Here is a 22630-nt window from a genome sequence, read left to right as displayed (position 1 = left end):
CCCCCATCATTCACAAGCTAACGGAGACCAATATGAAGTTTCGTTCCATTCTGATTGCCTCGACAATGCTCGCCGCCTGGTCGGCGAGCGCCGCAGCGGAAGCCATCAAGATCGGCGTCACGCCAGGGCCGCATGCCCAGATCCTCGAAGCCGTCAAACCGATTGCCGCGAAGAAGGGGCTCGATATCCAATTGATCGAGTTTTCCGATTATGTAGTTCCGAACGCCGCGCTCGACGCCGGCGAACTTCAGGCCAATTCGTTTCAGAACCAGCCGTATCTAGACAATCAAAAAGCCGATCGCGGTTACAAGATCGAGTCGGTGGGCCTGACGGTCAATTTTCCGATCGGGGTCTATTCGAAGAAGCACAAGAGCTGGTCGGATATCCCGAACGGCGGCACGGTTTCGATACCGAACGATCCCACCAATGGCGGGCGGGTGCTGCTGCTGCTGCGTGACAAGGAAGTCATCAAGTTGAAGGAGGGAGTCGGTTTCAAGCCGAAGATCTCCGACATCGTCGACAATCCCAGGAAGCTCAAATTCATCGAAATCGATGCGGCGCAGTCGCCGCGTGCGCTCGACGATGTCGATGCGGCGGCGATCAACACCAACTACGCGACCCAGGCGGGGCTTGATCCCGTCAAGGACCCGATCCTGCGCGAAGACCCGAAGGGACCGTACGTCAACCTGATCGCGGTCCGCGCGGCCGACAAGGACAAGCCGTGGGTCAAGACGCTGGTCGAGAGCTACCAGACGCCGGAGGTCAAGGAGTTCGTCTTAGCAAAATTCAAGGGTGCCGTGTTGCCAAGCTGGTAAACAGGCGTCGGCGCTCTGGCCCGGCTCGCCCCGCATCGTCAGATTGATTTGCACGCGCGATCAACCAGTTCGATGAACCAGCGTAGCGCTGGATCGGCCAAGGCACGGCGTGCATGGATAAGGTCGATGGGGAAGGCCGCCACGTCGTAGGGAAGCGGTACGACCGTCACGCCCGCGGCTGCTGCGAAGCGACGAGCGATGCGCTCGGCCATGGTCGCCAGGAGGTCGGTGCCGGCGACGGCAAAGGGTACCGCGACGACGTGGGCGAGCGTGACCGCGGTTCGACGTTTGCGTCCATGCCGTGCCAGCATCGTATCGATGGCGCCGGGCAGTCCATCGCCGCCGGCGGACGAGAACAGGGCGTGCGGGAGGCGCGTGTAGACCTCGCCGGTGAGTGACACGTCTTGCTTGGCACGTTTGGCGTCGCGAATGCAGACAAAGCGTTCCTCGAACAGCAGGTGCCGGGTGACGCGCGCGGAGCCGGGAAGATGGCCGCCAATCAAAGCGTCGACATCGCCGCGTTCGAGGCTGGCGACGCTTTCGGCCGCGTCGATGATGGGACGCACCACCAGATCGATGCCCGGTGCCTCGCGCCGCAGCGCCTTGACCAGGGACGGGACCACGACGAGATCGCCATAGTCGGTCACGGCGATCGACAGGCGACGACGGGCCTTTGCGGGCTCGAAGTCCGATCCAGGCGCGAGCACACCCCTGATCTGCCCCAGTGCGTCGCTGATCGGGCGCGCGAGCGACAGCGCCTTGGCGGTCGGTTGCATGCCGGAGGCCGAGCGCACGAAAAGATCGTCTGCAAAGAGCGCGCGAAGGCGCGTCAGCGTGCTGCTCATGGAAGGTTGCGCCAGACCGACGCGTTGCCCGGCGCGGGTCACGTTGCGTTCCTCCATCAGCGCCTCGAAGGCGACCAGGAGATTGAGATCGACAGAAGCTAAATTCATTTGAACGATAATAGCCATATCAATAATCGATTTCCACAATGTTGCGAAGACTGTTCTATTGGCGGTGACAGAACGAATTGGACGGGCGCATGCGACCCTCACTGCTGCGCCTCATCCCGCGCGGACCGACATTGCTGGCGCTCGGCGTGCTCCTCGGGTTGGCCTTTCCAGCTCTCGCAGATCTGGCTCGTCCGTTGATGCCGGCCACGGTCTTCCTGATCGTGCTCGGAACCCTGTTGCGGGTCGACAGCCAGGCCGTCATCGCCGCGCTGCGTCGGCCGTCGCTTTCCGTGCTCCTGCCAGCCGTCGTTATGGTCGTCTGCCCACTGATGATCGGTGTTGCCGGTCACCTCCTGGGCCTCAGCCCGGAACTCGCGCTCGCGGTGGTGCTCGCCGTCTCCGCGCCGCCATCGAGTGGCACGGCGGCGGTGGCACGAATGCTCGGGCTCGATAGCGCGGTACCACTCATGGTTACGGTGTTGTCGATGGTGCTGGCGCCGGTAACCGTGCCGCTTCTTGCAGGGTGGTTCGGCGGGCTGGAGATCAGTGCGCTCGAACTCGCGCTCCGACTTGCATTGTTGATTGGCAGCGCCGAGGGCGTCGCCTTCCTGCTTCGCCGGCATGCGGCCGCGGTGCTGGCGGCCCATGACCGGGTGGTTGACGGGGCCATCGTCGCAGCGCTTCTGGTGTTCGCGGTGGCAACCATGGCCGGCATCCGCGCGCAGATCGCGGCAGACGCGCAGGCCGCTACGCTGTGCCTCGCGCTCGCCTTCGCCTTCAATATCGCTCTGCAGGCCGGCGGCGCCATGTTGCTGCCGGGAAACCTCGCCCAACGGCTGACCGTCGGGCTCATCCTCGGCAACCGCAATGTAGGACTGGTCTGGTCGGCGCTTGGCGCTGCCGCCTCACCACGCATGGCGCTATATTTTGCAGCGATGCAGTTGCCGATCTACATTCTGCCGCGCCTTATCGAAACGTTGATCGGCCGCGAGAAGACCAAGGTGCCGCTATGACGCCGACCCATCTCACCCCCGAACTGGCTTCGCGCTTCGCCCACATCGCGCTCGGCCACGTCGGGCGTGAATATCCCAATAATGTGGACCACGCCCTCGCCGGACCGGAGGATGCCCGCACGCCAAGCGCGCTGCATCCGATCTTCTACGGTAGCTATGACTGGCATTCCTGCGTCCACAGCTACTGGATGCTGGCGCGGCTACTGCGCCGCTTCCCGGAGTCTGCGGCAACCGCCGACATCCGTGCACTGTTCGACGCGCAGTTCGTGCCCGAGAAGGTCGCGGTTGAGTGCACCTATTTCGCCCGTCCGACCGCGCGCGGTTTCAAGCGGCCTTATGGGTGGGCCTGGCTCTTGAAACTTGCGGCGGAACTTGCACTCCACTCCGACGATCGTTGGGGGCGCAATCTCACGCCGCTGGCCGAGGTCATCGCGCAGCGCTTTCGCGACTTCCTGCCGCTATCGACCTATCCAGTGCGGGTGGGAACGCATTTCAACACGGCATTCGGCCTACGGATGGCGGCGGACTACGCCGGTGTCACAAAAGATGAAGCACTCGCCGACTTGCTGCGCGAGACCGGCTTGCGCTGGTATGGCGAGGATAGCGACTGCCCGGCCTGGGGCGAACCGAGCGGCGACGATTTCCAATCCTCGGCCTTGATTGAAGCCGAGTGCATGCGGCGTCTGTTGTCGCCCCAGGCGTTCTTGCCCTGGTTCGATCGGTTCCTGCCACGACTGATCGAAAGCAAGCCAGCGACGCTGTTCCAGCCGGCAACCGTCACCGACCGCACCGATGGCAAGATCGCTCATCTCGACGGCCTCAATCTCAGCAGGGCCTGGTGCTGGCGCTCACTCGGCAATGCCTTGCCGGCGAACGACGGTCGGCGCGCCCTTGCCCTCGAAGCTGCTCAAAATCATCTGAACGCAGGTCTTCCCCATATTGCCGGCGACTACATGGGCGAGCATTGGCTTGCGAGCTTCGCCGTTCTCGCACTCGATGATGATGACTGAGCGTACCCGCGCGGGGCGATTGCAGTAACTTGCCTCGGCCGTCTGCCACTGACGTCATCACAGAGCCTGAAATCACGCCGCACCTCAGAGTGCGCCCGGGACAAAGGCTGTCGCATTCAGACCGGCGCAGGAATGCCGGCGGACTTCTTCGCTGCGGCGATCGCGGATTGAGCCTGGCCGACTTGAACCTGCGAAATCTGAGCCAAACTGTCGTGACGACTTTGCGCCGGATCCGCGTTTTGATCTGGTCGGCTCGGGGTCGGTTCGGTGGCGTGATCTAATTTCATCCTATCCCGAATGACTGAGGTGTTTCCCGAACTATGCCGACGTTGCGTCACGCATGACCTATCGCCAGTACGCTTGATTAACGCAGACTTCATTGCCGATGCTGATTTTTATTTCGGTTGAATGTGAATTGCTCCCGGCGTGTCATCGCGTTGGGATGTGAATTGTGGAGAGGGGTGTGCTTCAAGAAATCTGTGGTGGGTGAATCAGAATGGAAATGAGTGAAGGTCGTGTGCACTCGGGCGTTCGTGTGCACTCCTGTGTGCACTGCGAATGCAGATGATGACGATTTGGCTTCCAATGAGGGCGGATATGATCCTTGAAAAGTCGGCGTAAACGGGGGTACTCACGCCAGATTTGCCAGTCGGTCCAATCCCTCATAGGATGAATGAAATAGACCAATGAAATGAATGCCTTAGATCACAAACTCTCCGTCGCGCCCATGATGGGTTGGAGCGAGAGTTCAAGCCTTTCAATTGGTTAGAAGGCGGCGTGTGCACGATGTGTGCACCGAGAGATCAAAGAAAATCCAGTGACAACCGACGTCAGCAATGTCGACCTGCGGATTTGGCGATATTCGGTACGAAAGGATCTCGTTCGACACTGCAGGAATGGTTGGGGGTTGTCATCGGATCATGTCCGCACCTGAACACGCAGAGTCCGGGACGGCCACGAGATGGCTACCTTCGAAAAAAGGCGGGACCCTATCTGCCCCACTGGCTTGCATAGCCTCAACACGTAGCGATCGACTGAAGTCAGGCCGGTGAGCGTTGCGACGACGATCGGGAAGAGCGAAAAAACGTAACGAACGTCATGCGCGACGTGCGGCCGATGCCTAGCCAGACGACGAACAACGGCGCCAACGCAATCGCGCGCCAACGTTTTTGAGCATGCTTTGGGGCTGGAATTTGAGCTTCAACCCAGGCGGCGCAGGTTCGGGCCTGCTCGGTGCAACTCACGGCGAGCGTCGGTGAGAGGACGGCTTATGCCGCGCTCCCCGCACATAACAGCGGCTGCGAAAATGAGACGCTTGGATATTGGCGGCTTGGGCTTTGAACGGCAGCCTTCCCGAAGGCGCCCGCGAGGGGCGCGTTACGAGACGCACATGGGGGAGGTTCGGCGTGGTCGCCGGATTCTCTCTTCCGCGTCACAGGGAGGAACAACAATGCGCAAGTCTTTGCTTGGCGCCGTCGCGGTGGCCGCCCTTATGTTGCCCGGCGCAGCTCTCGCCCAGAGCGGCACCATCAAGATCGGCATTCTGGTGGCGCTGGAAGGCGCCTTCGCGACCGGTGGCCAGGATGGCGTCCGAAATGTCGAACTGGCTCTCAAGCAGGTGAACAACACCATTGCCGGCAAAAAGATTGAAACCGTCGTCGCTCCGACGGATACCAAACCCGACACAACGATCCGTATGGCTCGCAAGCTTATTGAGCAGGACAAGGTCGACTTTATCATCGGCCCGCTTTCCGGCTCGGAAGGCATTGCCATGCGCGACTTCGCCAAGACCATCCCCGACAAGGTGGTGATCAACGGCATTTCCGGCGCGCTCGAGACGACATGGGTCGATCCGGCGGCGAACTTCTACCGCTTCAACCTCGACGGCTCGCAATGGGGCTACGGCCTCGGCGGCTACGTCGTGAAGACGAAGGGCTGGAAGAAGGTGGCAACGATCGCAGCCGATTACTCGTTCGGCTACACGAACTTCATGGGTTTTGCGGTGGATTTCTGCAAGTCGGGCGGCGACATCGTCCAGCGGTTCTGGCAGCCGCTCGGCCAATCGGATTTCGGCGGGATCATCGCGCAGCTGCCGGACAATGTGGATGCGATCTATCTGGGCCTTGGCGGCACGGATGCGATCAACTTCCTCAACCAATACCAGCAGGCCGGTGAAAAGACCCGCCTGATCGGCGGCACCATCATGGCCGACCAGACGGTTCTGACGGCGAAAGGTAAAGCGAAAGACGTGCTGAAGGGCACGCCGACCTCCGGCCCCTTCGCCGCCGACAATACCGACCCGGCATGGACCTCGTATGTGAAGCTCTATCAGGACACCTTCCCCGCCGCCCAGCGCCTGCCATCGCCTTCGCTATTCGGTCTGGGCTACTACGTCGCCACGCAGGCCGCCATCAAAGGGCTCGAAGCGGCCGGGGGCGATCTGTCGAACGGGCAGGCAAAGTTCAAGGAAGCGCTCAACAAGCTTCAGCTCGACAGCCCGATCGGCAAGATCACGCTGAACGAAAACCGGCAGGCGACCGGAACGGTCTTCGTCAACGAAGTGGTCGATGGACCGGACGGCAACTTGACCAGCAAGATGGTGGCCAAGACCGAAAACGTCAACCAGACGCTCGGCATGACGACGGCTCAGTTCAAGGCCCTGGGGCTACCGGCGCGCGATGCGGTTGACTGCGCCAAGCTGCGCGCGGGCGGCTGAGCGCGCCTGCCCCTGATGTCATCTTCGGTGGCCGGCGCTCAGAGCCGGCCGCCGCTTCCTTCGGGAATTCCGCCATTGCGGACTCCTTGCGGCGGAAACGCCGGGAGCATCTCCGATGACTCTCATCGACTATCTCACGCGCACGCATTTCGCGGAAGCTGCGATCGAGGATGCGCTTCCGGAGGAGGTGGGGGCGCTCGCCCGGGCGCTGGTATTCGTTGACAACGAGCCGGGAAGCGCGGCCGTTTGCACGCGCGTGCAGGAGGCACTCGACCAGACGTCGATCAGCCTGGCGCGGACCGATCGTGCCACCCCTCATGGAGAAACAACCCTCAGGATTCTGAGCGCCATGAGCGACATCCGGACAGACACGCTCATCGCCGTGGGTGGATCTGCGGCCGTCGGGCAGGCGCGGCTCGCTGCGGAACATGCATTGCGGCGTGGCGAACGCCTCACGCTGATCGCGGTTCCTGCCGGCCTTTGTGATTTCGGGTTAGCGCGGCGGGTGCGCCTGGGGCAGGGCCAGCCGATCACCTGCCCGCGCCCCGACCGGGTCATCGCCGATCCGACGGTACTTGAGGGAGCATCCTCACGTCGCCTCGCCGCCGCGGCCATGGAGGTGCTGGTCCACGCCATCGAAGCCTATGCCAGCCCGGTCTATCACCCGCCGGCAGACGCGCTTGCGCTGGAGGCCACAAAGCGGCTTACGCGGTGGCTACCCGTGGCGCTTGCTTCGCCCGGTCACCGGGAAGCGCAGCGCGAATTGATGGTCGCGGCATTGACGGCCGGGCTCGCGCTGGAAAAAGCGGTTGGCGGGGTCGATGCGCTTGCGCATCCGATCAAGGCTGAACTTGGACCCGGCGTCCTGCATGGCGATCTCCATGTGCCATTGATGGCTGCCATGGCCGACTTCAACACCGAAGCCGTGGGCGATCGATACGCCACCATGGCCGAAACCTTCGCCAGAACAACGCGGGAGCCGCACTTCAGCACCGCAATCGGAGCTTTCGCCCGCGCCATCGGCCTGCCGACCTCCTTGCGGGAGATGGGGATCAATCCGGCTCAGTTCGACCGTTTTGCAGAATTGGCAGCGAACGACCCTGGAGCGCTTGCCAATCCCCGACGGCTGACCCCCGGCGACTGCCGCCGCATTCTCGAGGCCGCCTGGTGAGCACGAATGAGCAGCACCCGGCGCGTGGCAAACGGCCTGGACCGGTGGCGGCCGGGGCAATTTGCCTGTTGTCACAACGCGATCTCCTTATACATTCTTCCGTAACCGCACACAAAGATGGGCGGGGAGGAAACCGATGAGTATTGCTCACGCGGTCGCACATGGTGCGTTCGGGCGCGCTTGCCTCTATGAGCTGGATCGGCCGATGGTGCCGCATGCCCATCGCGAGGGGCATCTGATCTTTCACGTCAGCGGACCGGTCGCCAGCGTGGTTGTCGATGGCAAGACCTTGCCGCTCACGCCCCTCTGCGCAACGGCAATTAGCCCATGGCAACCGCATTATTTCGCGCCGGTTGACCGCCGCGAACCAACGCTGACGCTCGTTCTCTATATTCGCCCGGGCTGGTTTGTTGAGGCGAGCCACACCGCCTTCGAAATCCTGCGCTTCGGCCGCTCGACCGTCGAAATGAGCGACCACATCACCCGGCTTGTCCTGGAAACCGCACGGCTTCTCGCCGACCATGGCGGCTGCGATGGCTCTTTCGAAGACCGGCTCAGTGCCCTCACCCAGGCGGCCTTCGATCAAACCTGGCAGTGGACGAGCGCGGCTGACAGGCCGGCGGCCCATTGTTCGGGACTGCGGGATTTCCGCCTGCGGCGCGCGATCAGCCTCCTGAGCGAGAGGCTCGGCGAACCCGTCGACCTCGCACAGATTTCGCGGAACGCCGGCCTTTCGCGCCCGCATTTCTTCAAGTTGTTTCGCGAGCAGATGGGTTTGCCCCCTACGATCTTCCTCAACGCCCTGCGCATGGAGCGCGCGATCGATCGATTGGCCGGAGGCACGGAAACCGTTTCTGAAATCGGGCTCGATCTCGGCTTTGCGACCCCGGCGAGCTTCTCAAGGTTCTTTATCGCCAATGGCGTCGTGCCGCCGAGCGCCTACCGGCGCAGCGTCGCGGGTCTCACACACTGAAAAAGAGGTGCTGCACACCAAAGAAGAGACGTTCGGGCTAGAGAAAAGACGTTCGGGAAAGGACAGGCCGGCAACTTCAATCTAGCCTTCATTCCAACGGTGGCGAAGTTCGCCACGGGAAGCTGTTGGGCCGTTCTGAGATGGACAATTACATCAAGCGCTATCCGCTCTGGAGCCTGATTTTTTTCCTCTTGGCCGCAGCGTTCCTGTGTCTTGTGCTGGCCCCCTGGCCACCCGAACTGGTGGCGGTTTGGGGCCGCAAGCAAATCTTCCTGAATGCCCTTTTGGGCGGCATCACGCTCGGCGCGCTCTATTTCCTCGTAGCAGCCGGCTTCACGTTGATTTTCGGCCTGATGCGCGTCGTCAATCTCGCGCATGGGTCGTTGTTCCTGATCGGCGGATACGTTGGCTACGAGGTCGCGACCGCCTCGGGTTCATGGCTGCTGGCATTTCCGATTGTGTTCATCGTCGTGGGGCTGATCGGGCTCTTGATGCAGTTCTTCATCTTCTCGAAAATGGAAGGCGAAGAGCTCCGCCAGACGCTGGTCAGCATCGGGCTTTCGATCGTGTTTGCCGACCTCATGCTCTGGTGGTGGGGCGGGCAATCGTATTCGATCCTCGCTCCGCAATTCCTGCAGGGGCCGATGGAATTGCCCCTCGTGAGCAACGTCAACGACGCGACCGGCGCGATTACCTGGCTGCGCTACCCGTCCGTGCGCGTCTGGATCCTGGTCGCGGCAATCGTGATCGGCATTGCGATGTGGCTCGTTTTGAACCGCACCGCGCTTGGCATGCTGATCCGTGCGGGCGTGGATGACCGTGAGATGCTGGCCGCTTCCGGCGTGCGCATCCATCTGGTGTTTCTGGCGGTGTTCGGCTTCGGCGCCGGGCTTGCCGGTATCGCGGGGATCATCGGTGCCACGTTCCAGTCGCTGTCGCCCGGCGAGGATACGCGTTTCCTGCTGGCGAGCCTCGTGGTGGTGATCGTCGGAGGCATGGGGTCGATCGTCGGCGCGGCTTTGGGCGCGCTGATCATCGGGGTGGCCGAGCAGATGGGGTTTGTCTACGCGCCGACCTATTCGATCGTTCTCACCTTCCTCATCATGGCGGCGGTGCTGGCGTTTCGGCCGCAGGGCCTTCTGGGAACGAGGCGGTAGGACATGTCGGTTGCCGATCAAGCCCCTCGCTTCGCCAGCCCCGTCGACCAGCGAATGTGGTCCGAGCGCATTCCCGCCCCTTGGTGGATCTTCGGGTTGATCCTGCTGTTGCTGCCGATCGTGGCCAACAATTTCTGGCTGTTCCAGATAATGGGCTGGACTTTCATTCTGGGCATGATCGGGCTCAGCCTGATGTTCCTCGCCGGCTATGGCGGAATGGTGAGCCTGCTGCAAATGTCGATTGCCGGAATGGCCGGCTACATGGTCGCAATCCTTGGCCCGTCCGGCGCGGCCAATGTCAGTCTCGGCCTCTCCTGGTGGATCGTGCTTCCGGCCGCCTTCCTGATCGCAGCTCTTTTCGCGACGATATCCGGCGCGCTCGCCGTTCGCACGGATGGCATCTACACGATCATGATCACGCTCGCGATCGCGGCGGCCTTCTTCTATTTCACACGACAGAACTACTCGGTCTTCAACGGCTATTCCGGGTTCAACCTCGTGTTGCCGCCGAAACTTTTCGGCGTGAACTGGCGCGATCCCTTGGCTTTCTACTACCTCTCCCTCGGCTGCGCCGCGCTTTGCTACGGCGCGGTCGTCTATCTCGCCCGCGCCCCCTTCGGGCTCGCCCTTCAGGGCGTGCGCGACAACCCGCGCCGCATGGCGGCACTGGGTTTCAACGTGACCGCCCATCGCGTGGCGGCCTACGCCCTGGCGAGCGTTTTCGCTTCCACGGGCGGCATTCTTCTGGTCTGGCAGAATGCGCAGATCGCGCCGGGCACGATCGGAATTTCCTCCGCGATCGATGTGCTCGTGGTCGCGGTCGTCGGCGGAATGCGCCGTCCGCTCGGACCGTTTATCGGCGCTTTCATCTACGTGTTGCTGCAAGTGTTCTCGACCGACATTCTCGGTTTTTTCGGATTCTCGGCGGATCGCTTCAAGCTGATCATCGGGATCGGCTTCCTGGCGATCGTGCTGTTCTCGCCGGATGGTGTGCTGGGTCTGTGGGATCGCTGGCGCGCGAGGATGGCGGCGCGCAAGGCCGCGACGACGGGAGGCGGGGCATGAACGCGCCCGTCGTGTCTTCCCGGATGAACGTGCCCGGGGCTGGCAATGCCAGCTCCGGCAATGCGCTGGAACTGCGCGGCATCACCAAGATGTTCGGCGCGCTGGCCGCAATCTCGGACGTGACGCTTTCGGTGAAACCGGGCGAAAGGCGGGCCGTTCTCGGCTCGAATGGCGCGGGCAAGACCACGCTGTTCAACTGCATCACCGGGGATTTTCTGCCCACAGCGGGCTTGGTCCGGTTTTTTGGCGAGGATGTGACGGTCTTCCCGCCCCATGAGCGAATCCGACGGGGCTTGCGCCGCACCTACCAGATATCCTCGCTCTTCACCGGGCTGAGCGTGATGGACAATGTCTATCTGGCCTGCTGCGGTGTTTCGCGAAACCGTTTCTCGCTGGTCCGGCCCCGCCCCGACGACGCACTCGTGCAAGCAGCGGAAATACTGGTCGAGGCTGTGCACCTGACCGACGACAAGGACCGCTTGGTCGGCGAGCTGGCGTATGGCCAGCAGCGCCAGCTTGAAATAGCGCTGGCGCTGTCCGGCGCGCCGCGCTTCGTGCTGTTCGACGAGCCTGCGGCGGGGCTGTCGCCGACCGAGCGCGCCGATCTGGTGACGATTTTGACATCGCTGCCGGCGCACATCGGCTTCATCATTATCGAACACGACATGGATGTCGCGCTGCGTGTCGCCGAAAGCGTGACGATGATGCACAACGGCCGGATCTTCAAGGAAGGCCGGTCCGACGAGATAGAATCCGATCCGGAAGTTCAGGAGCTATATCTCGGAGGCGGTCATGCCCAGCACTGATCGTGGTCCGCCGCTACGCGGCACGCTGCCGGCGCTGCAGGTTCGCGAGCTGAACCTGTTTTACGGCCAGTCGCACGCGCTGCAGGGCGTTGATTTGACCCTGCAGGAAGGTGTGCTCAGCCTGGTCGGCCGCAACGGCATGGGCAAGACCTCGCTGTGCAAGGCGATCATGGGCCTGGTTCCGGTGTCGAGCGGTTCGATCACCGCGTTCGGTGAGGAACTGGTCGGCCGCTCCACTACCGACATCGCCCGGCTCGGCATCGGCTATGTGCCGCAGGGCCGGCGGCTGTGGCGATCGCTGAGCGTCGACGAGCATCTGCGGCTGGCGCAACGCGGTCCGCGCGGCGGCTGGACGCCGGAGCGGGTCTACGACACCTTTCCGCGGCTTGCCGAACGCAAGAACAATGCAGGCTCGCAGCTCTCCGGCGGCGAGCAGCAGATGCTGGCGATTTCGCGGGCGTTGCTGCTCAATCCACGGCTCTTGATCATGGACGAGCCGACCGAAGGCCTCGCGCCTGTCATCGTCGCTCAGGTCGAGGACATGCTGGTGCGGCTGAGCGAGGAAGGCGACGTCGCCATCCTCGTCATCGAGCAGAACATCGGGGTGGCAACCGAGATCTCGGACACGGTCGCGATCATGGTCAACGGCCGGGTCAACCGCGTCATCGAGGCGGCGCGGCTGGCAGCCGATCGCGATCTGCAGCAGCGCCTGCTCGGCGTCGGTCGCCATGGCCACGAGGAGATCGAACCGCCGCCTGCTTCCGTGAGTGAACCCGGCGGCCGCCGGACCGCAGCGGCGCCAGTTCGCAACGATGCGCCGATCCGGGTCTACCTGTCGAACCCGGTGCTGCCCACCCGCTGGAGCCCCGATGTTGCGGCGGCGCGGATCGAAGGATCGGCGCACACCCTGACGCGCATGCCCGTCGCGGCCGCGATCGCCGCTTCCGACCGCAAGGTCGGGCGCAGCATAGGTGGTTTCAACGAGCCATTCGTCGCCGTGGCCGGCACGCTCGACACCAAGGGCGAGGAGCTTCGCTTCATCGCCGACATCATCAAAGCGGCGGGCCTGCCGGTGAAGCTGGTCGATCTGTCGACCACGGGCCGGATCTCCGGCGCGGATGTGCCGCCGCTGGAGATCGCGCTGCATCACCCGCGCGGTTCCGCCGGGGTGTTCAATGCCGACCGTGGCGCCGCCGTGGCGGCGATGGCGGAGGCCTTCGAGACCTGGGTGAAGGGCAAGTCCGGCCGCGACGGCGTCAGGCTGCTCGGCCTGATTTCTGCCGGCGGCTCCGGCGCCACGGCGTTGGCGACGCCGGCGATGCGGGCGCTGCCGGTCGGCGTGCCGAAGCTGATGATCTCGACCGTCGCCTCCGGCAACACGAGGGCCTATGTCGGTCCCTCCGATATCATGATGATGTATTCCGTCACCGACGTTCAGGGACTGAATGCGATTTCGCGACAGGTGCTGGCGAACGGCGCGCAGGCGATGGCCGGGATGGCGAAGGCGCGGCTGGAGGCGAGCAAGGCGCCGCCGCTGCGCCGCCGCGCCGGCGAAGACCGGCCGCTGGTCGGCCTCACGATGTTCGGCGTCACCACGCCCTGCGTGCAGCAGGTCACGAAACTGATTGGCGACGATTACGAATGCCTGGTGTTCCACGCCACCGGCATCGGCGGCCAGTCGATGGAGAAGCTGGTCGATGGCGGCATGGTGCCGGCGGTGATCGACGTCTCGACCACCGAGATCGCCGACCTGTTGTTCGGCGGCGTGTTTCCGGCGACCGAGGACCGGTTCGGCGCCATCATCCGCACCCGGATTCCCTATGTCGGTTCGGTCGGTGCGCTCGACATGGTCAATTTCGGCGCGCCCGACAGCGTCCCCGAGCGCTACCGAGGCCGGTTGCTTCATCAGCACAATCCGCAGGTCACCCTGATGCGGACAACGCCCTCGGAGAACGACGCGATGGGCCGCTGGATCGGTGAACGGCTCAATCTGATGGAAGGCCCGGTGCGCTTCCTGCTGCCGGAGGGTGGAGTTTCGGCCCTCGACGAGGCGGGCAAGCCGTTCTTCGACATCGCGGCGCGCGAGGCGCTGTTCGGCACGCTGGAGGCGAGCGTGCGGCAGACGGCGTCGCGGCAGCTTGTCCGCGTCCCGCATCATATCAACAGCCCGGCATTTGCGGCCGCGCTGGCGCAACATTTTCGCGCGCTGCAAGGCGCACGGCCGCGCGCACGCGCAGCGGGCCGATAGGGGATCACAGCATGGCAGCGATCGATCGGCAGGCTCTTCTCTCCAGGTTTCACGACATGATCGCGCGCGGCGAGCCCATCGTCGGCGGTGGCGCCGGCACCGGGCTATCAGCCAAATGCGAGGAAGCCGGCGGCATCGACCTGATCGTGATCTACAATTCCGGCCGCTTCCGGATGGCCGGGCGTGGTTCGCTGTCCGGCCTGATGCCTTACGGCGACGCCAATGCGATCGTGATGGAGATGGCCGCCGAGGTGCTGCCGGTCGTGAAGAAGACGCCGGTGCTGGCCGGTGTCTGCGCCACCGATCCGTTCCGCAGCATGGACCGTTTCCTCGAAGAGGTGAAAGCCGCGGGCTTTTCCGGCGTACAGAACTTTCCGACCGTCGGGCTGATCGACGGCAGCTTTCGCGTCGGGCTGGAGGAAACCGGCATGTCCTACGCGCTCGAAGTCGAGATGATCGCGCTGGCCGGAGCCAAGGGCCTGTTGACGACGCCCTATGTGTTCTCGGCCGATGATGCCGCTGACATGGCGGGCGCGGGGGCCGACATTATCGTCTGCCATTTCGGGTTGACCGCCGGCGGCGCGATCGGGGCACGGACCGCACCGAAGCTGGAGGATGTTCCGGCCATGCTGGACGCCTGGGCAGCGGCGGCGCTCGCGGTGAAGCCCGATGCGATCATCCTCGTGCATGGCGGCCCGGTCGCAGAACCTTCGGACGCCGAATTCGTGATCAAGAACGCGCGGCATTGCCATGGCTTCTACGGCGCTTCCTCGATGGAGCGATTGCCGGTCGAAGTCGCGATCCGCGAGCAGACCCGGAAATTCAAGGCCATCAGCCGCAGCTGAACGGACCATGCGACAGCACTTTGTGAAGGGAGAACAGATATGTCAGGCCAGCTGATCGGATCGCTCATTCTCTGGCTGATCGTCGCGATCATCGTGATCGCGATCGTCGTCTATCTGGTGAACTGGCTGTACCGGCGCTCGTCGAAGGAGGCGGCGTTTGTCCGTACTGGTGCTGCCGGCGAGAAAGTGGTGATCGATTCCGGCGCCTTCGTGCTGCCGTTCATCCACGACATCACGCCTGTCAACATGAACGTGCTGCAGATGCGGGTGCATCGCGGCCAGGACGACGCCATCATCACCCGCGACCGGATGCGGGTCGATATCGACGCCGACTTCTACGTCCGCGTCCGCGCCACCCCCGAGGCAGTGTCGCTCGCGGCCTCGACGCTTGGCCGGCGCACCATGCAGCCGGAGACGCTGCACGAGCTGTTGTCCGGCAAGTTCGTCTCGGCGATCCGTTCGGTCGCCTCCGAGATGACGATGGAGGACATGCATGAGCAGCGCGGGGTCTATCTCGCCAAGGTCAAGGAGGCAGCCGCCGAGGCGCTCGCCAAAAACGGACTCGAACTGGAATCGGTGGCTCTGACCAATCTCGACCAGACCGACCTGCAATATTTCAACGCCTCGAACCGCTTCGACGCCGAGGGCTTGACCCATTTGATCGAGCAGATCGAAGGCCGGCGCAAGGCGCGCAACGACATAGAACAGGATTCGATGATCAAGATCCGCTCGCGCAATCTCGAGGCGGAGAAGCAGTCGCTCGAGATCGAACGCGAGAGCGAGCTGGCGCGGCTGGAGCAGCAGCGCGACGTCGAGGTGCGCCGCGCCGTGCAGCGCGCCGAAATCGCCCGCGAACGTGCGATGCGCGACACCGAGGCCGAACAGGCCCAGATCAACGCGCGCGAGGAAATCGAGAAGTCGCGGATTGGCAATGAGCGCGCCATCAGCGAGGCGCGGATTGCCTCCGAGCGTGACGTCCGCCAGCGCGAGATCGAGCGCAGTCAGACCGTCGATCAGGCCGAGATCGCCGCGCGCGAGACGGTGGAGAAGGCGCGGATCGCCAATGATCAGTTGATCAAGGAGACCCGCATCGCCGCCGACCGCGAGATCCGCGAGCGCGAAATCGAGCAGGTGCGGGCGCTGCAGGCTGCCGAAATCGCCGCCCGCGAATTCACCGAGCGCGCCCGGATCGCGCAGGAAGCGTCCGTCAGCACCGACCGGATCGCCAACGAACAGAGGATTTCGGGCCTCGACATCGCGAAGCGGCGTTCGATCGAGGAGGCCGACATCGCCGCGCGGCTCGCCACCGAAACCGCCGAAATCGCCCGCAACAGTGCCATCATCGCCAGTCGCCTCGCCGCGGAGGAAAAGCGGCTGGCGCGCGAGATCGTCCGCGACCGCACCGTCCAGCAGGAGACCATCGCTTCGAAGGAATTGGTGGAGTCCGCCCGCATCGTCCAGGAGGAACGGGTCCGGGCGCTGACCATTACCCGAAACCAGGCGATCGATGAGGCCGAGATTGCCGCCCTGCATACAGTGGAAGCGGCGCGGATCGCCAACGAGAAGGAAATCGCGGCGCATCGCATCCTCGCCGAACAGGAAACTCGATCGCAGGAGATCGCGCGGACCCAGGCACTCGAAGGTGCCGAAATCGCCGCCCGCGAGGCGACCGAGACCGCCCGCATCGCCTCTGATCTGGAAATCCGCAACCTCGACATCAACCGCGCCAAGGCGATCGAGACCGCCGAGATCAAGAAGCGCGACGCGGTCGAGGTCAGCCGCATCGAGGCAGAGCTCGCGATCGACAAGGGGCGGATCGCGGCGTCGAAGAGCCGCGAGGTGCTGCAGATCGATCAGAAGAAGACCATCGAGATCGCCGAGGAGGAACGCGTTATCGCGACCTCTGCGCGGAGGATCGAGCGGGTTGATTCCGACCGTGCGGTGCGCGCAGCCGAGATCAATGCGCGCCAGGAGGTCGAGAAGGTCGACATTACGCGCGAGCGCGAACTGGAGGTGGCGCGGCTGGAGCGCCGCAAGGCGCTCGAACAGCTCGATATCGCGCGCAACCAGGCACTGCAGGAATCCGAGATCGCCGCGCGCGAGGAGATCGAACGTGCGCGCATCGCCTCCGAGCGCGGCCTCGACGAGGCTCGTGTCGGCCGCGACCTCGACCTGCGCAAGCTCGAGGTCGGTCGCGAGCGTGAGGTCGAGAGCGCGGTGATGGACAAGGCGATTGCGATCTTCGAGAAGTCGCTGCTGGAATCCGCAGCCCAGGTGAAAGCGGAGATGGCGAAGGCCAAGGCGGTGGAAGCCGAGGAGATCGTCAAGACGGTGCGCGAAAGCGAGAACGCCAAGCGCCGTGCCACGGTCGAAGTCATGCTGGCGAGGAAGAACGCCGACGAGAAGCGCATCGAGGCCGAGGCCCATGCGATCCGCGCTGCGGTCGATGCGGAAGCGCAGAAGCTGCTCTACGAGGCCGAGAACGCGCTCACCGACGAGGCCCGCTACGGCCTGTTCCGGCGCCGTCTGCTCGATCGGATCGAGGGCATCGTCCGCGAAAGTGTCAAGCCGATGGAGAAGATCGAAGGCATCCGCATCCTGCATGTCGATGGACTCGGCGGCATGGCCGGCAATGGCGGCGGCTCCGCGCGCACGCCGACCGATGAGGTGATCGAGTCGGCGCTGCGCTACCGGGTGCAGGCGCCGCTGATCGATCAGGTGCTGAAGGAAATCGGGATCGAGGGCGGCAACCTCGCCAAGATGGGCGGGCTGATGCGCGAGGCCAGTGACATGCAGCGCGTCGGCAAGGAGGCCCAGCCGCCGAAGGCGAAGGACGACGGACCAGCCCCCGCAGGCGCGGGTCCCGGCGAGCGCAAGCCGTCGGGCCGCGGCGACAAAGGCAAGGGCAAGGAGTAATCGGATGGCCCGCGTCTACGTATCCAGTGTCATCAATGCGCCGGCGGCCAAGGTCTGGGCGCGCGTGCGCGACTTCAACGGCCTGCCGAACTGGCACCCCGGCATCGCGGAGAGCCGGATCGAGAACGGTGAGCCGGCCGACAAGGTCGGTTGCGTCCGCGCGTTCGCGCTGCGCAACGGCGACCGGCTGCGCGAAAAGCTGCTCGGCCTGTCGGACTTCGACATGCTCTGCACCTATTCGATCCTGGACTCGCCGATGCCGCTGACCAACTACGTCGCCTCGCTGCGGCTGACCCCGGTCACCGACCAGGACCGCACCTTCATCGAATGGAGCGCCGATTTCGACTGCGCGCCGGAACTGGAAGCAGAGCTGGTCGGTGGCGTCGGCGGCAATGTGTTCCAGACCGGTTTCGACGCGCTCAACCGCGCCTTTGGAGCCTGAACATGCCGCGGGTGGTTCGCAGCACCATCATCGACGCGCCGGTCGAGCGGCTGTGGGCGGTGCTGCGCGACTTCAACGGTCATGAATCCTGGCATCCGATCGTTGCCAAGAGCACGATCGAGCGCGGCTATCCGTCCGACAAGATCGGCTGCGTCCGCCGCTTCACGATGCAGGACGGCGCCGAATTGCGCGAGCAGTTGCTGGCGCTGTCGGATCTGGAAATGACCTTCAGCTATTGCCTGCTGGAGACACCGATTCCGCTGTTCAACTACGTCGCCCATGTCCGGCTGCTGCCGGTCACCGACGGCAATCGCAGCTTCTGGCATTGGGAGGGCCGGTTCACCACGCCGGCCGGGCGTGAGGCGGAACTCGCCGAGCTCGTCGGCAACGAAGTCTATTCAAACGGCATCGCGGCGGTCCGCCAGTTGCCCGAACTCGCAAGTTAGGAAACGCCATGCCCGTCAATGTGCGCATCGTACAGGGATTGCAGGAAGCCGCGAGTATCCTGGCCAGCGACCGCGGCGCGCAATTGCTCGGCGGCGGCACGCTGCTGGTGCGCGATATCAACGAAGGTGTGATGACGGAAGGCACGTTGCTGCGCGCGGTCGATCCGGCGCTGCTGGCGATGAACACCGGCGGTGCACGCGTCGAACTCGGCGCCGGCGTCACCATGGCGATGGTGCTGGCCGGCCGTGACCTGTCCTATCTGCACGCGGCGGCGCGCGGCATTGGTGGCCCCGCGGTACGGACCACGGCGACCATCGGCGGCAATCTGTTCGCCGCGACGCCCTATGGCGATTTTACCACCGCGCTGCTGGCGCTCGACGCCGTCGTCACGCTGCATGCCGGTTTCGGCGGAGCGCGGGTGATGCCGCTCGAGGAGATGCTGGCGAACCGGGCGCGGGGAGGGGTGGGACTGGTCGCTTCGGTCGGCTTCAGCCGTCCGGCCGGCGCTGATGCGTTTCGCTTCGTCAAAGTCGCTCGCGTGCGGCCCAAGGGCGTCTCGGTGCTGTCGATCGCGGCGCATCTGCCGCAGAACGCCGGACGGATCAGCGGCGCGCGGGTCGCCTATGGCGCGATGGGGCCGACGCCGCTGCGCGCCAAGGCGGTCGAGCGCGTACTGGAAGGCCGCAGCCTGGATGCGGCCACCATTGCCGCGGCGAAGACCGCGGCGCTCGAGGGCACGCAGCCCGCGACCGATGCGATCGCGTCGGAATGGTATCGCCGCGAAGTATTGCCTGTGCATCTCGGCCGGCTGCTTGCCGGCGAGACATCCTGAAGGAACGCAGAATGGCCCGGATGCCTGTACAGTTTCGTCTCAACGGCTCTGATCGCGCGGTGTTCGTCGAGCCGGCGGAAACGCTGCTCGGCACGATAAGGCGCGGGCTTGGCGATTTCGCCCCGAAGTTCGGTTGCGGCCAGGGCACCTGCGGCGTCTGCACCGTGCTGGTCGATGGCGAGCCGCGACTGGGCTGCCTCACGCTCAGCGTGACCTGCGAGGGGCGTTCGATCGAAACCGCGAGCGGGCTTGCCGACGGGCCGACCCTGCATCCGCTGCAGGCGGCTTTCATGGAGCATTTCGCCGCGCAATGCGGTTTCTGCACGCCGGGCATGCTGATGGCGGCGAAGGCGCTGCTCGACCGCAATCCGAACCCGACGCGGGTCGAAGTTGTCGAGGCGATCGCCGGCAATGTCTGCCGCTGCACCGGCTACGAGCCGATCATCAACGCCATCCTGGCCGCCGCGCAGCAGCGCGGCGTCCGCCGCGCCTGAGGAGATCCCGATGCTAGAATTTCGCAAGGATCTGTTCGCCGACGAGCGTGACGACAATCTCAACGTGATCGGCAAGGGCGAGCAGCGCCAGGACATGCTGGGGCATGTCACCGGCCGCACCCGCTTCTTCGACGATCACGGCTTTGACGGCCTGCTGCATCTGAAGGTCGTGCGCTCACCGCACCATCACGCCCGGATCCGGAGCATCGACGTGACAGCCGCGGAGCGCGCGCCTGGCGTCAAACGCGTGATCCGGGGGCAGGACGTTCCGCTCAACAAGAACACGCTGCTCAGCCTGATCGATTTCGGCAAGGACGACGAGCCGACGCTGGCGGTCGACAAGGTGCGCTACAAGGGCGAGCCGATCGTCGCCATCATTGCCGACAGCGAGCCGGAAGCCATGGCTGCGGTCAAGCTGGTTCGGGTCAGTTACGATCCGCTGCCCACGGTGTTCGACGTGCAGGAGGCGCTGAAGCCGGGCGCGGTCGTCGTCAACGAGATCTATCCGGGAAACTATTTCGAGTATCACGACAAATACGACCATCAGAAGCTGCGCTTCGGCGATGTCGAGGCGGCGTTTCGCACCGCCGATCACGTGCTCGAGGAGCGCTACCAGATGTCGCCGATCGAGCACGCCTCGACCGAGACCAACGGCACCATCGCGGCGCCCGAAACCAACAACCGCTACGTCGTGCATTCCTGCGCGCAGGGCCTGTTCTTCTCGCTCGGCACCACCGCGAAAATCCTTGCGCTGGAATCCAACCGGCTGCATTTCATCGGCGGCACCGTCGGTGGCGGCTTTGGCGGCAAGGTCGATTCGCTGACCGAGCCGCTGGCGGTGCTCGGCGCGATCCTCACCGGGCGGCCGGTCCGCTATGTGCTGGGGCGCGAGGAGGAGATGCAGTTCGCCTCGCCGCGCGGGGCCGAGCGGCACGTCATCAAGGACGGCGTAATGCGCGACGGCCGTATCGTCGCGCGGCAGATCACCTCCTACTTCGATGCCGGCGCCTATACGCGGCTGTCCAGCTACGGCGTGGTCAAATGCGTCGCCCACATGCCGGGGCCCTACACGATCCCGAATGTGCGCGGTGACGCCTATTGCGTCTTCACCAACCGCGTGCCGGCCACCGCGATGCGCGGCTTCGGTGTCACCGGCGTGGACTTCTCGATCGAGGTGCAGATGGACAAGCTGGCGCATCTGGTCGGTATCGACCCGATGGAGTTCCGCATCCTCAACGCCTATCGCGACGGCGACATGAAGGCGCATCGCCGCGTCGCCCACAACACCGCGCTGATCGAATGCGTGCAGGTCGTGGCGGAGAAGGTGAACTGGCCGCTGAGCGAGACGGCGCGGCGCGCCTCGTCGCTGAGTGGCGGCGGCGGCGCGCGCGCGGCTATACCGCCGACCGTGACCGATGAGAGCGGCCGGATCGGCCGGCCGGAGACGCGGCAGGCGCCGCCGCAGCTGGCGCCAGGCGCGGCGCCGCTTCCGGCCTATCAGCCTCCTCCTGCCGTGACCGTCTATCAGCCGCCACCGGCGCATCAGCCGGCAGCACCGCTGCCGAACTATCCGTCGCAGCCGGCCGCCGCCGCGCCGCTGCCGGCTCCGGCCCCGCCGGTTCCCAACGCGCCGGCGACGCCCCAGCATGGCGCGGCGCGGTTCTCGTCAATGTTCACACGGAGGCGTTGAGATGGCACGGCATCAGGGGCGCGGAATGGCCTCCATCAATTACCCGATCGGCATGAATCTCGGCGGCGATCCCAGTCAGGCGCTGGTCCATGCCAATCCGGACGGCAAATTCACCGTGGCGCTGTCGGCGATCGATCTCGGGCAGGGAATGAAGCAGGTCAGCCGGCAGATCGCGGCGGAGACGCTGGGCGTGCCGATTGAGGATGTCTATGTCGACACCGCCGACAGCGATACCGGTCCGCACGACATGGGCTCGTTCGCCTCGCGCGGAACGCATCGTGTCGGCAATGCGGTGATCGTCGCGGCAAAGGAGGCGCGGGGCGTGCTGCTGGAGGCCGCCGCCGAGGAGCTCGAGGTCAATGCCGACGACCTCGTCACTGACGGCAAGGGCAACATCCATGTCCGCGGTGCGGCGTCGAAATCGATCACCGTCAAGGCCGCCTCGCAGGCGGCGCAGTTCAAGCAGGGCAAGACGATCTCCGGCCGCGGCATCTTTCTGATCCCGCTGTCGACCGTCCATCCAGAGACCGGCGAGATGTCGCCGGTCACCGCCTATGCCCACGCCTGCCTCGTCGTCGATCTGGAGGTCTGCGACGAAACCGGTGACGTCAAGGTCAACAAACTGACCAGCGCCTATGAACTCGGCCGCGCGCTCAATCCGAAAATGGTCGAGCAGCAACTGGTCGGCGGCGCCTGGATGGGCATGAGCCACGCGCTCTACGAGACGCCGGAGCCGTATTATCCAAACCCCGAACATGGCGGCCGTGACTACAACGAATATCTGATGCCCGGCCCCGGCGACATCGCGCCGCACGACATCACGGTGCTGGAGCGACCGGCGCCGGACGGCCCGTTCGGCGGCAAGGGTCCCGGCGAGATGTGCGCCAATCCGGTGCTGCCGGCGGTCGCCAACGCGATCTTCAACGCCATCGGTGTGCGGATCGATACGCTGCCGATCACGCCGGAAAAAATCCTGCGTGCGCTGAAGGCGCAGGGCGGCGCGCGGCCGCAAGTCCGGCGCGCATAGGGGGCATCGG

The 22630-nt window shown here is 64.5% G+C and carries 19 protein-coding genes; 18 read left to right on the top strand and 1 reads right to left on the bottom strand.

Features of this window, described 5'->3' with window-relative positions; all coding sequences use genetic code 11:
• Positions 1 to 32: 32 nt before the first annotated feature.
• Positions 33 to 815, top strand: coding sequence for a MetQ/NlpA family ABC transporter substrate-binding protein (locus JQ629_RS14170; protein WP_212413200.1), 783 nt, complete (start codon positions 33 to 35; stop codon positions 813 to 815).
• 38 nt (positions 816 to 853) lie between these two features.
• On the opposite strand, the gene JQ629_RS14165 is transcribed toward JQ629_RS14170, so the two are convergent.
• Positions 854 to 1807: a LysR family transcriptional regulator gene (locus JQ629_RS14165; RefSeq protein ID WP_249135040.1), complete on the bottom strand. Its 954-nt coding sequence runs from the start codon at positions 1805 to 1807 to the stop codon at positions 854 to 856.
• A gap of 92 nt (positions 1808 to 1899) precedes the next feature.
• On the opposite strand from JQ629_RS14165, the gene JQ629_RS14160 reads away from it, so the two are divergent.
• The 17 genes from JQ629_RS14160 (at position 1900) to JQ629_RS14080 (ending at position 22620) form a co-directional block, all read left to right on the top strand.
• Positions 1900 to 2781, top strand: coding sequence for a hypothetical protein (locus JQ629_RS14160; protein ID WP_249135039.1), 882 nt, complete (start codon positions 1900 to 1902; stop codon positions 2779 to 2781).
• Positions 2778 to 3791, top strand: coding sequence for a DUF2891 domain-containing protein (locus JQ629_RS14155; RefSeq protein WP_212413198.1), 1014 nt, complete (start codon positions 2778 to 2780; stop codon positions 3789 to 3791). The genes JQ629_RS14160 and JQ629_RS14155 overlap by 4 nt, the downstream gene beginning before the upstream one ends.
• Before the next feature lie 1450 nt (positions 3792 to 5241).
• Positions 5242 to 6507 carry an ABC transporter substrate-binding protein gene (locus JQ629_RS14150; protein ID WP_212264230.1) on the top strand — a complete coding sequence of 422 codons (1266 nt, stop codon included), beginning with the start codon at positions 5242 to 5244 and terminating at the stop codon, positions 6505 to 6507.
• A 115-nt stretch (positions 6508 to 6622) separates the two neighbouring features.
• The gene (locus tag JQ629_RS14145) at positions 6623 to 7678 is read left to right on the top strand and encodes a dehydroquinate synthase/iron-containing alcohol dehydrogenase family protein (protein WP_212413197.1); all 1056 of its coding nucleotides are present in this window, start codon (positions 6623 to 6625) and stop codon (positions 7676 to 7678) included.
• Positions 7679 to 7814: 136 nt separating this feature from the next.
• Positions 7815 to 8651 carry a helix-turn-helix domain-containing protein gene (locus JQ629_RS14140; RefSeq protein ID WP_212413196.1) on the top strand — a complete coding sequence of 279 codons (837 nt, stop codon included), beginning with the start codon at positions 7815 to 7817 and terminating at the stop codon, positions 8649 to 8651.
• A 140-nt stretch (positions 8652 to 8791) separates the two neighbouring features.
• Entirely contained in the window at positions 8792 to 9808 is a 1017-nt protein-coding gene (locus JQ629_RS14135; protein WP_212413195.1) for a branched-chain amino acid ABC transporter permease, read from the top strand.
• 3 nt (positions 9809 to 9811) lie between these two features.
• Positions 9812 to 10873, top strand: coding sequence for a branched-chain amino acid ABC transporter permease (locus JQ629_RS14130; RefSeq protein WP_212413194.1), 1062 nt, complete (start codon positions 9812 to 9814; stop codon positions 10871 to 10873).
• Between the two features lie 23 nt (positions 10874 to 10896).
• A complete protein-coding gene (locus JQ629_RS14125) occupies positions 10897 to 11679 on the top strand; it encodes an ABC transporter ATP-binding protein (protein ID WP_212264229.1) in 783 nt (260 codons plus the stop codon).
• The gene (locus JQ629_RS14120; RefSeq protein WP_212413193.1) at positions 11666 to 13927 is read left to right on the top strand and encodes an ABC transporter permease; all 2262 of its coding nucleotides are present in this window, start codon (positions 11666 to 11668) and stop codon (positions 13925 to 13927) included. The genes JQ629_RS14125 and JQ629_RS14120 overlap by 14 nt, the downstream gene beginning before the upstream one ends.
• Positions 13928 to 13938: 11 nt before the next feature.
• Entirely contained in the window at positions 13939 to 14772 is an 834-nt protein-coding gene (locus JQ629_RS14115; RefSeq protein ID WP_212413192.1) for a phosphoenolpyruvate hydrolase family protein, read from the top strand.
• Positions 14773 to 14811: 39 nt separating this feature from the next.
• Complete coding sequence (locus JQ629_RS14110; protein WP_212413191.1) at positions 14812 to 17688, top strand: flotillin family protein; 2877 nt, start codon at positions 14812 to 14814, stop codon at positions 17686 to 17688.
• Between the two features lie 4 nt (positions 17689 to 17692).
• The gene (locus JQ629_RS14105; RefSeq protein ID WP_212413190.1) at positions 17693 to 18130 is read left to right on the top strand and encodes an SRPBCC family protein; all 438 of its coding nucleotides are present in this window, start codon (positions 17693 to 17695) and stop codon (positions 18128 to 18130) included.
• A gap of 2 nt (positions 18131 to 18132) precedes the next feature.
• On the top strand, positions 18133 to 18576 hold the full coding sequence (locus JQ629_RS14100) for an SRPBCC family protein (RefSeq protein WP_212385828.1): 444 nt from the start codon (positions 18133 to 18135) through the stop codon (positions 18574 to 18576).
• 8 nt (positions 18577 to 18584) lie between these two features.
• Positions 18585 to 19409 (top strand): FAD binding domain-containing protein, encoded by an 825-nt coding sequence (locus tag JQ629_RS14095; protein ID WP_212413189.1) that lies wholly within the window; start codon positions 18585 to 18587, stop codon positions 19407 to 19409.
• An 11-nt stretch (positions 19410 to 19420) separates the two neighbouring features.
• Positions 19421 to 19903 carry a (2Fe-2S)-binding protein gene (locus tag JQ629_RS14090; protein ID WP_192740553.1) on the top strand — a complete coding sequence of 161 codons (483 nt, stop codon included), beginning with the start codon at positions 19421 to 19423 and terminating at the stop codon, positions 19901 to 19903.
• 10 nt (positions 19904 to 19913) lie between these two features.
• Entirely contained in the window at positions 19914 to 21593 is a 1680-nt protein-coding gene (locus JQ629_RS14085) for a xanthine dehydrogenase family protein molybdopterin-binding subunit (RefSeq protein ID WP_212413188.1), read from the top strand.
• Position 21594: 1 nt separating this feature from the next.
• Positions 21595 to 22620, top strand: a complete 1026-nt coding sequence (locus JQ629_RS14080; RefSeq protein WP_249135038.1) for a xanthine dehydrogenase family protein molybdopterin-binding subunit — start codon at positions 21595 to 21597, stop codon at positions 22618 to 22620.
• Positions 22621 to 22630: the final 10 nt, after the last annotated feature.

This window comes from Bradyrhizobium sp. AUGA SZCCT0222, assembly GCF_018130205.1.
In the GTDB taxonomy this organism is placed as follows: domain Bacteria; phylum Pseudomonadota; class Alphaproteobacteria; order Rhizobiales; family Xanthobacteraceae; genus Bradyrhizobium.
The sequence above is the reverse complement of the archived record's forward strand: the minus strand, read 5'-3'. Positions and strand labels throughout refer to the sequence as shown.

What these genes read in the sequence shown, in the direction of transcription:
- JQ629_RS14080 (WP_249135038.1), top strand. Translation starts at nt 21,595, where the DNA reads ATGGCACGGCATCAGGGGCGCGGAATGGCCTCCATCAATTACCCGATC.
- JQ629_RS14135 (WP_212413195.1), top strand. Translation starts at nt 8,792, where the DNA reads ATGGACAATTACATCAAGCGCTATCCGCTCTGGAGCCTGATTTTTTTC.
- JQ629_RS14170 (WP_212413200.1), top strand. Translation starts at nt 33, where the DNA reads ATGAAGTTTCGTTCCATTCTGATTGCCTCGACAATGCTCGCCGCCTGG.
- JQ629_RS14120 (WP_212413193.1), top strand. Translation starts at nt 11,666, where the DNA reads ATGCCCAGCACTGATCGTGGTCCGCCGCTACGCGGCACGCTGCCGGCG.
- JQ629_RS14095 (WP_212413189.1), top strand. Translation starts at nt 18,585, where the DNA reads ATGCCCGTCAATGTGCGCATCGTACAGGGATTGCAGGAAGCCGCGAGT.
- JQ629_RS14105 (WP_212413190.1), top strand. Translation starts at nt 17,693, where the DNA reads ATGGCCCGCGTCTACGTATCCAGTGTCATCAATGCGCCGGCGGCCAAG.
- JQ629_RS14145 (WP_212413197.1), top strand. Translation starts at nt 6,623, where the DNA reads ATGACTCTCATCGACTATCTCACGCGCACGCATTTCGCGGAAGCTGCG.
- JQ629_RS14150 (WP_212264230.1), top strand. Translation starts at nt 5,242, where the DNA reads ATGCGCAAGTCTTTGCTTGGCGCCGTCGCGGTGGCCGCCCTTATGTTG.
- JQ629_RS14140 (WP_212413196.1), top strand. Translation starts at nt 7,815, where the DNA reads ATGAGTATTGCTCACGCGGTCGCACATGGTGCGTTCGGGCGCGCTTGC.
- JQ629_RS14090 (WP_192740553.1), top strand. Translation starts at nt 19,421, where the DNA reads ATGGCCCGGATGCCTGTACAGTTTCGTCTCAACGGCTCTGATCGCGCG.
- JQ629_RS14125 (WP_212264229.1), top strand. Translation starts at nt 10,897, where the DNA reads ATGAACGTGCCCGGGGCTGGCAATGCCAGCTCCGGCAATGCGCTGGAA.
- JQ629_RS14155 (WP_212413198.1), top strand. Translation starts at nt 2,778, where the DNA reads ATGACGCCGACCCATCTCACCCCCGAACTGGCTTCGCGCTTCGCCCAC.
- JQ629_RS14085 (WP_212413188.1), top strand. Translation starts at nt 19,914, where the DNA reads ATGCTAGAATTTCGCAAGGATCTGTTCGCCGACGAGCGTGACGACAAT.
- JQ629_RS14100 (WP_212385828.1), top strand. Translation starts at nt 18,133, where the DNA reads ATGCCGCGGGTGGTTCGCAGCACCATCATCGACGCGCCGGTCGAGCGG.
- JQ629_RS14115 (WP_212413192.1), top strand. Translation starts at nt 13,939, where the DNA reads ATGGCAGCGATCGATCGGCAGGCTCTTCTCTCCAGGTTTCACGACATG.
- JQ629_RS14110 (WP_212413191.1), top strand. Translation starts at nt 14,812, where the DNA reads ATGTCAGGCCAGCTGATCGGATCGCTCATTCTCTGGCTGATCGTCGCG.
- JQ629_RS14130 (WP_212413194.1), top strand. Translation starts at nt 9,812, where the DNA reads ATGTCGGTTGCCGATCAAGCCCCTCGCTTCGCCAGCCCCGTCGACCAG.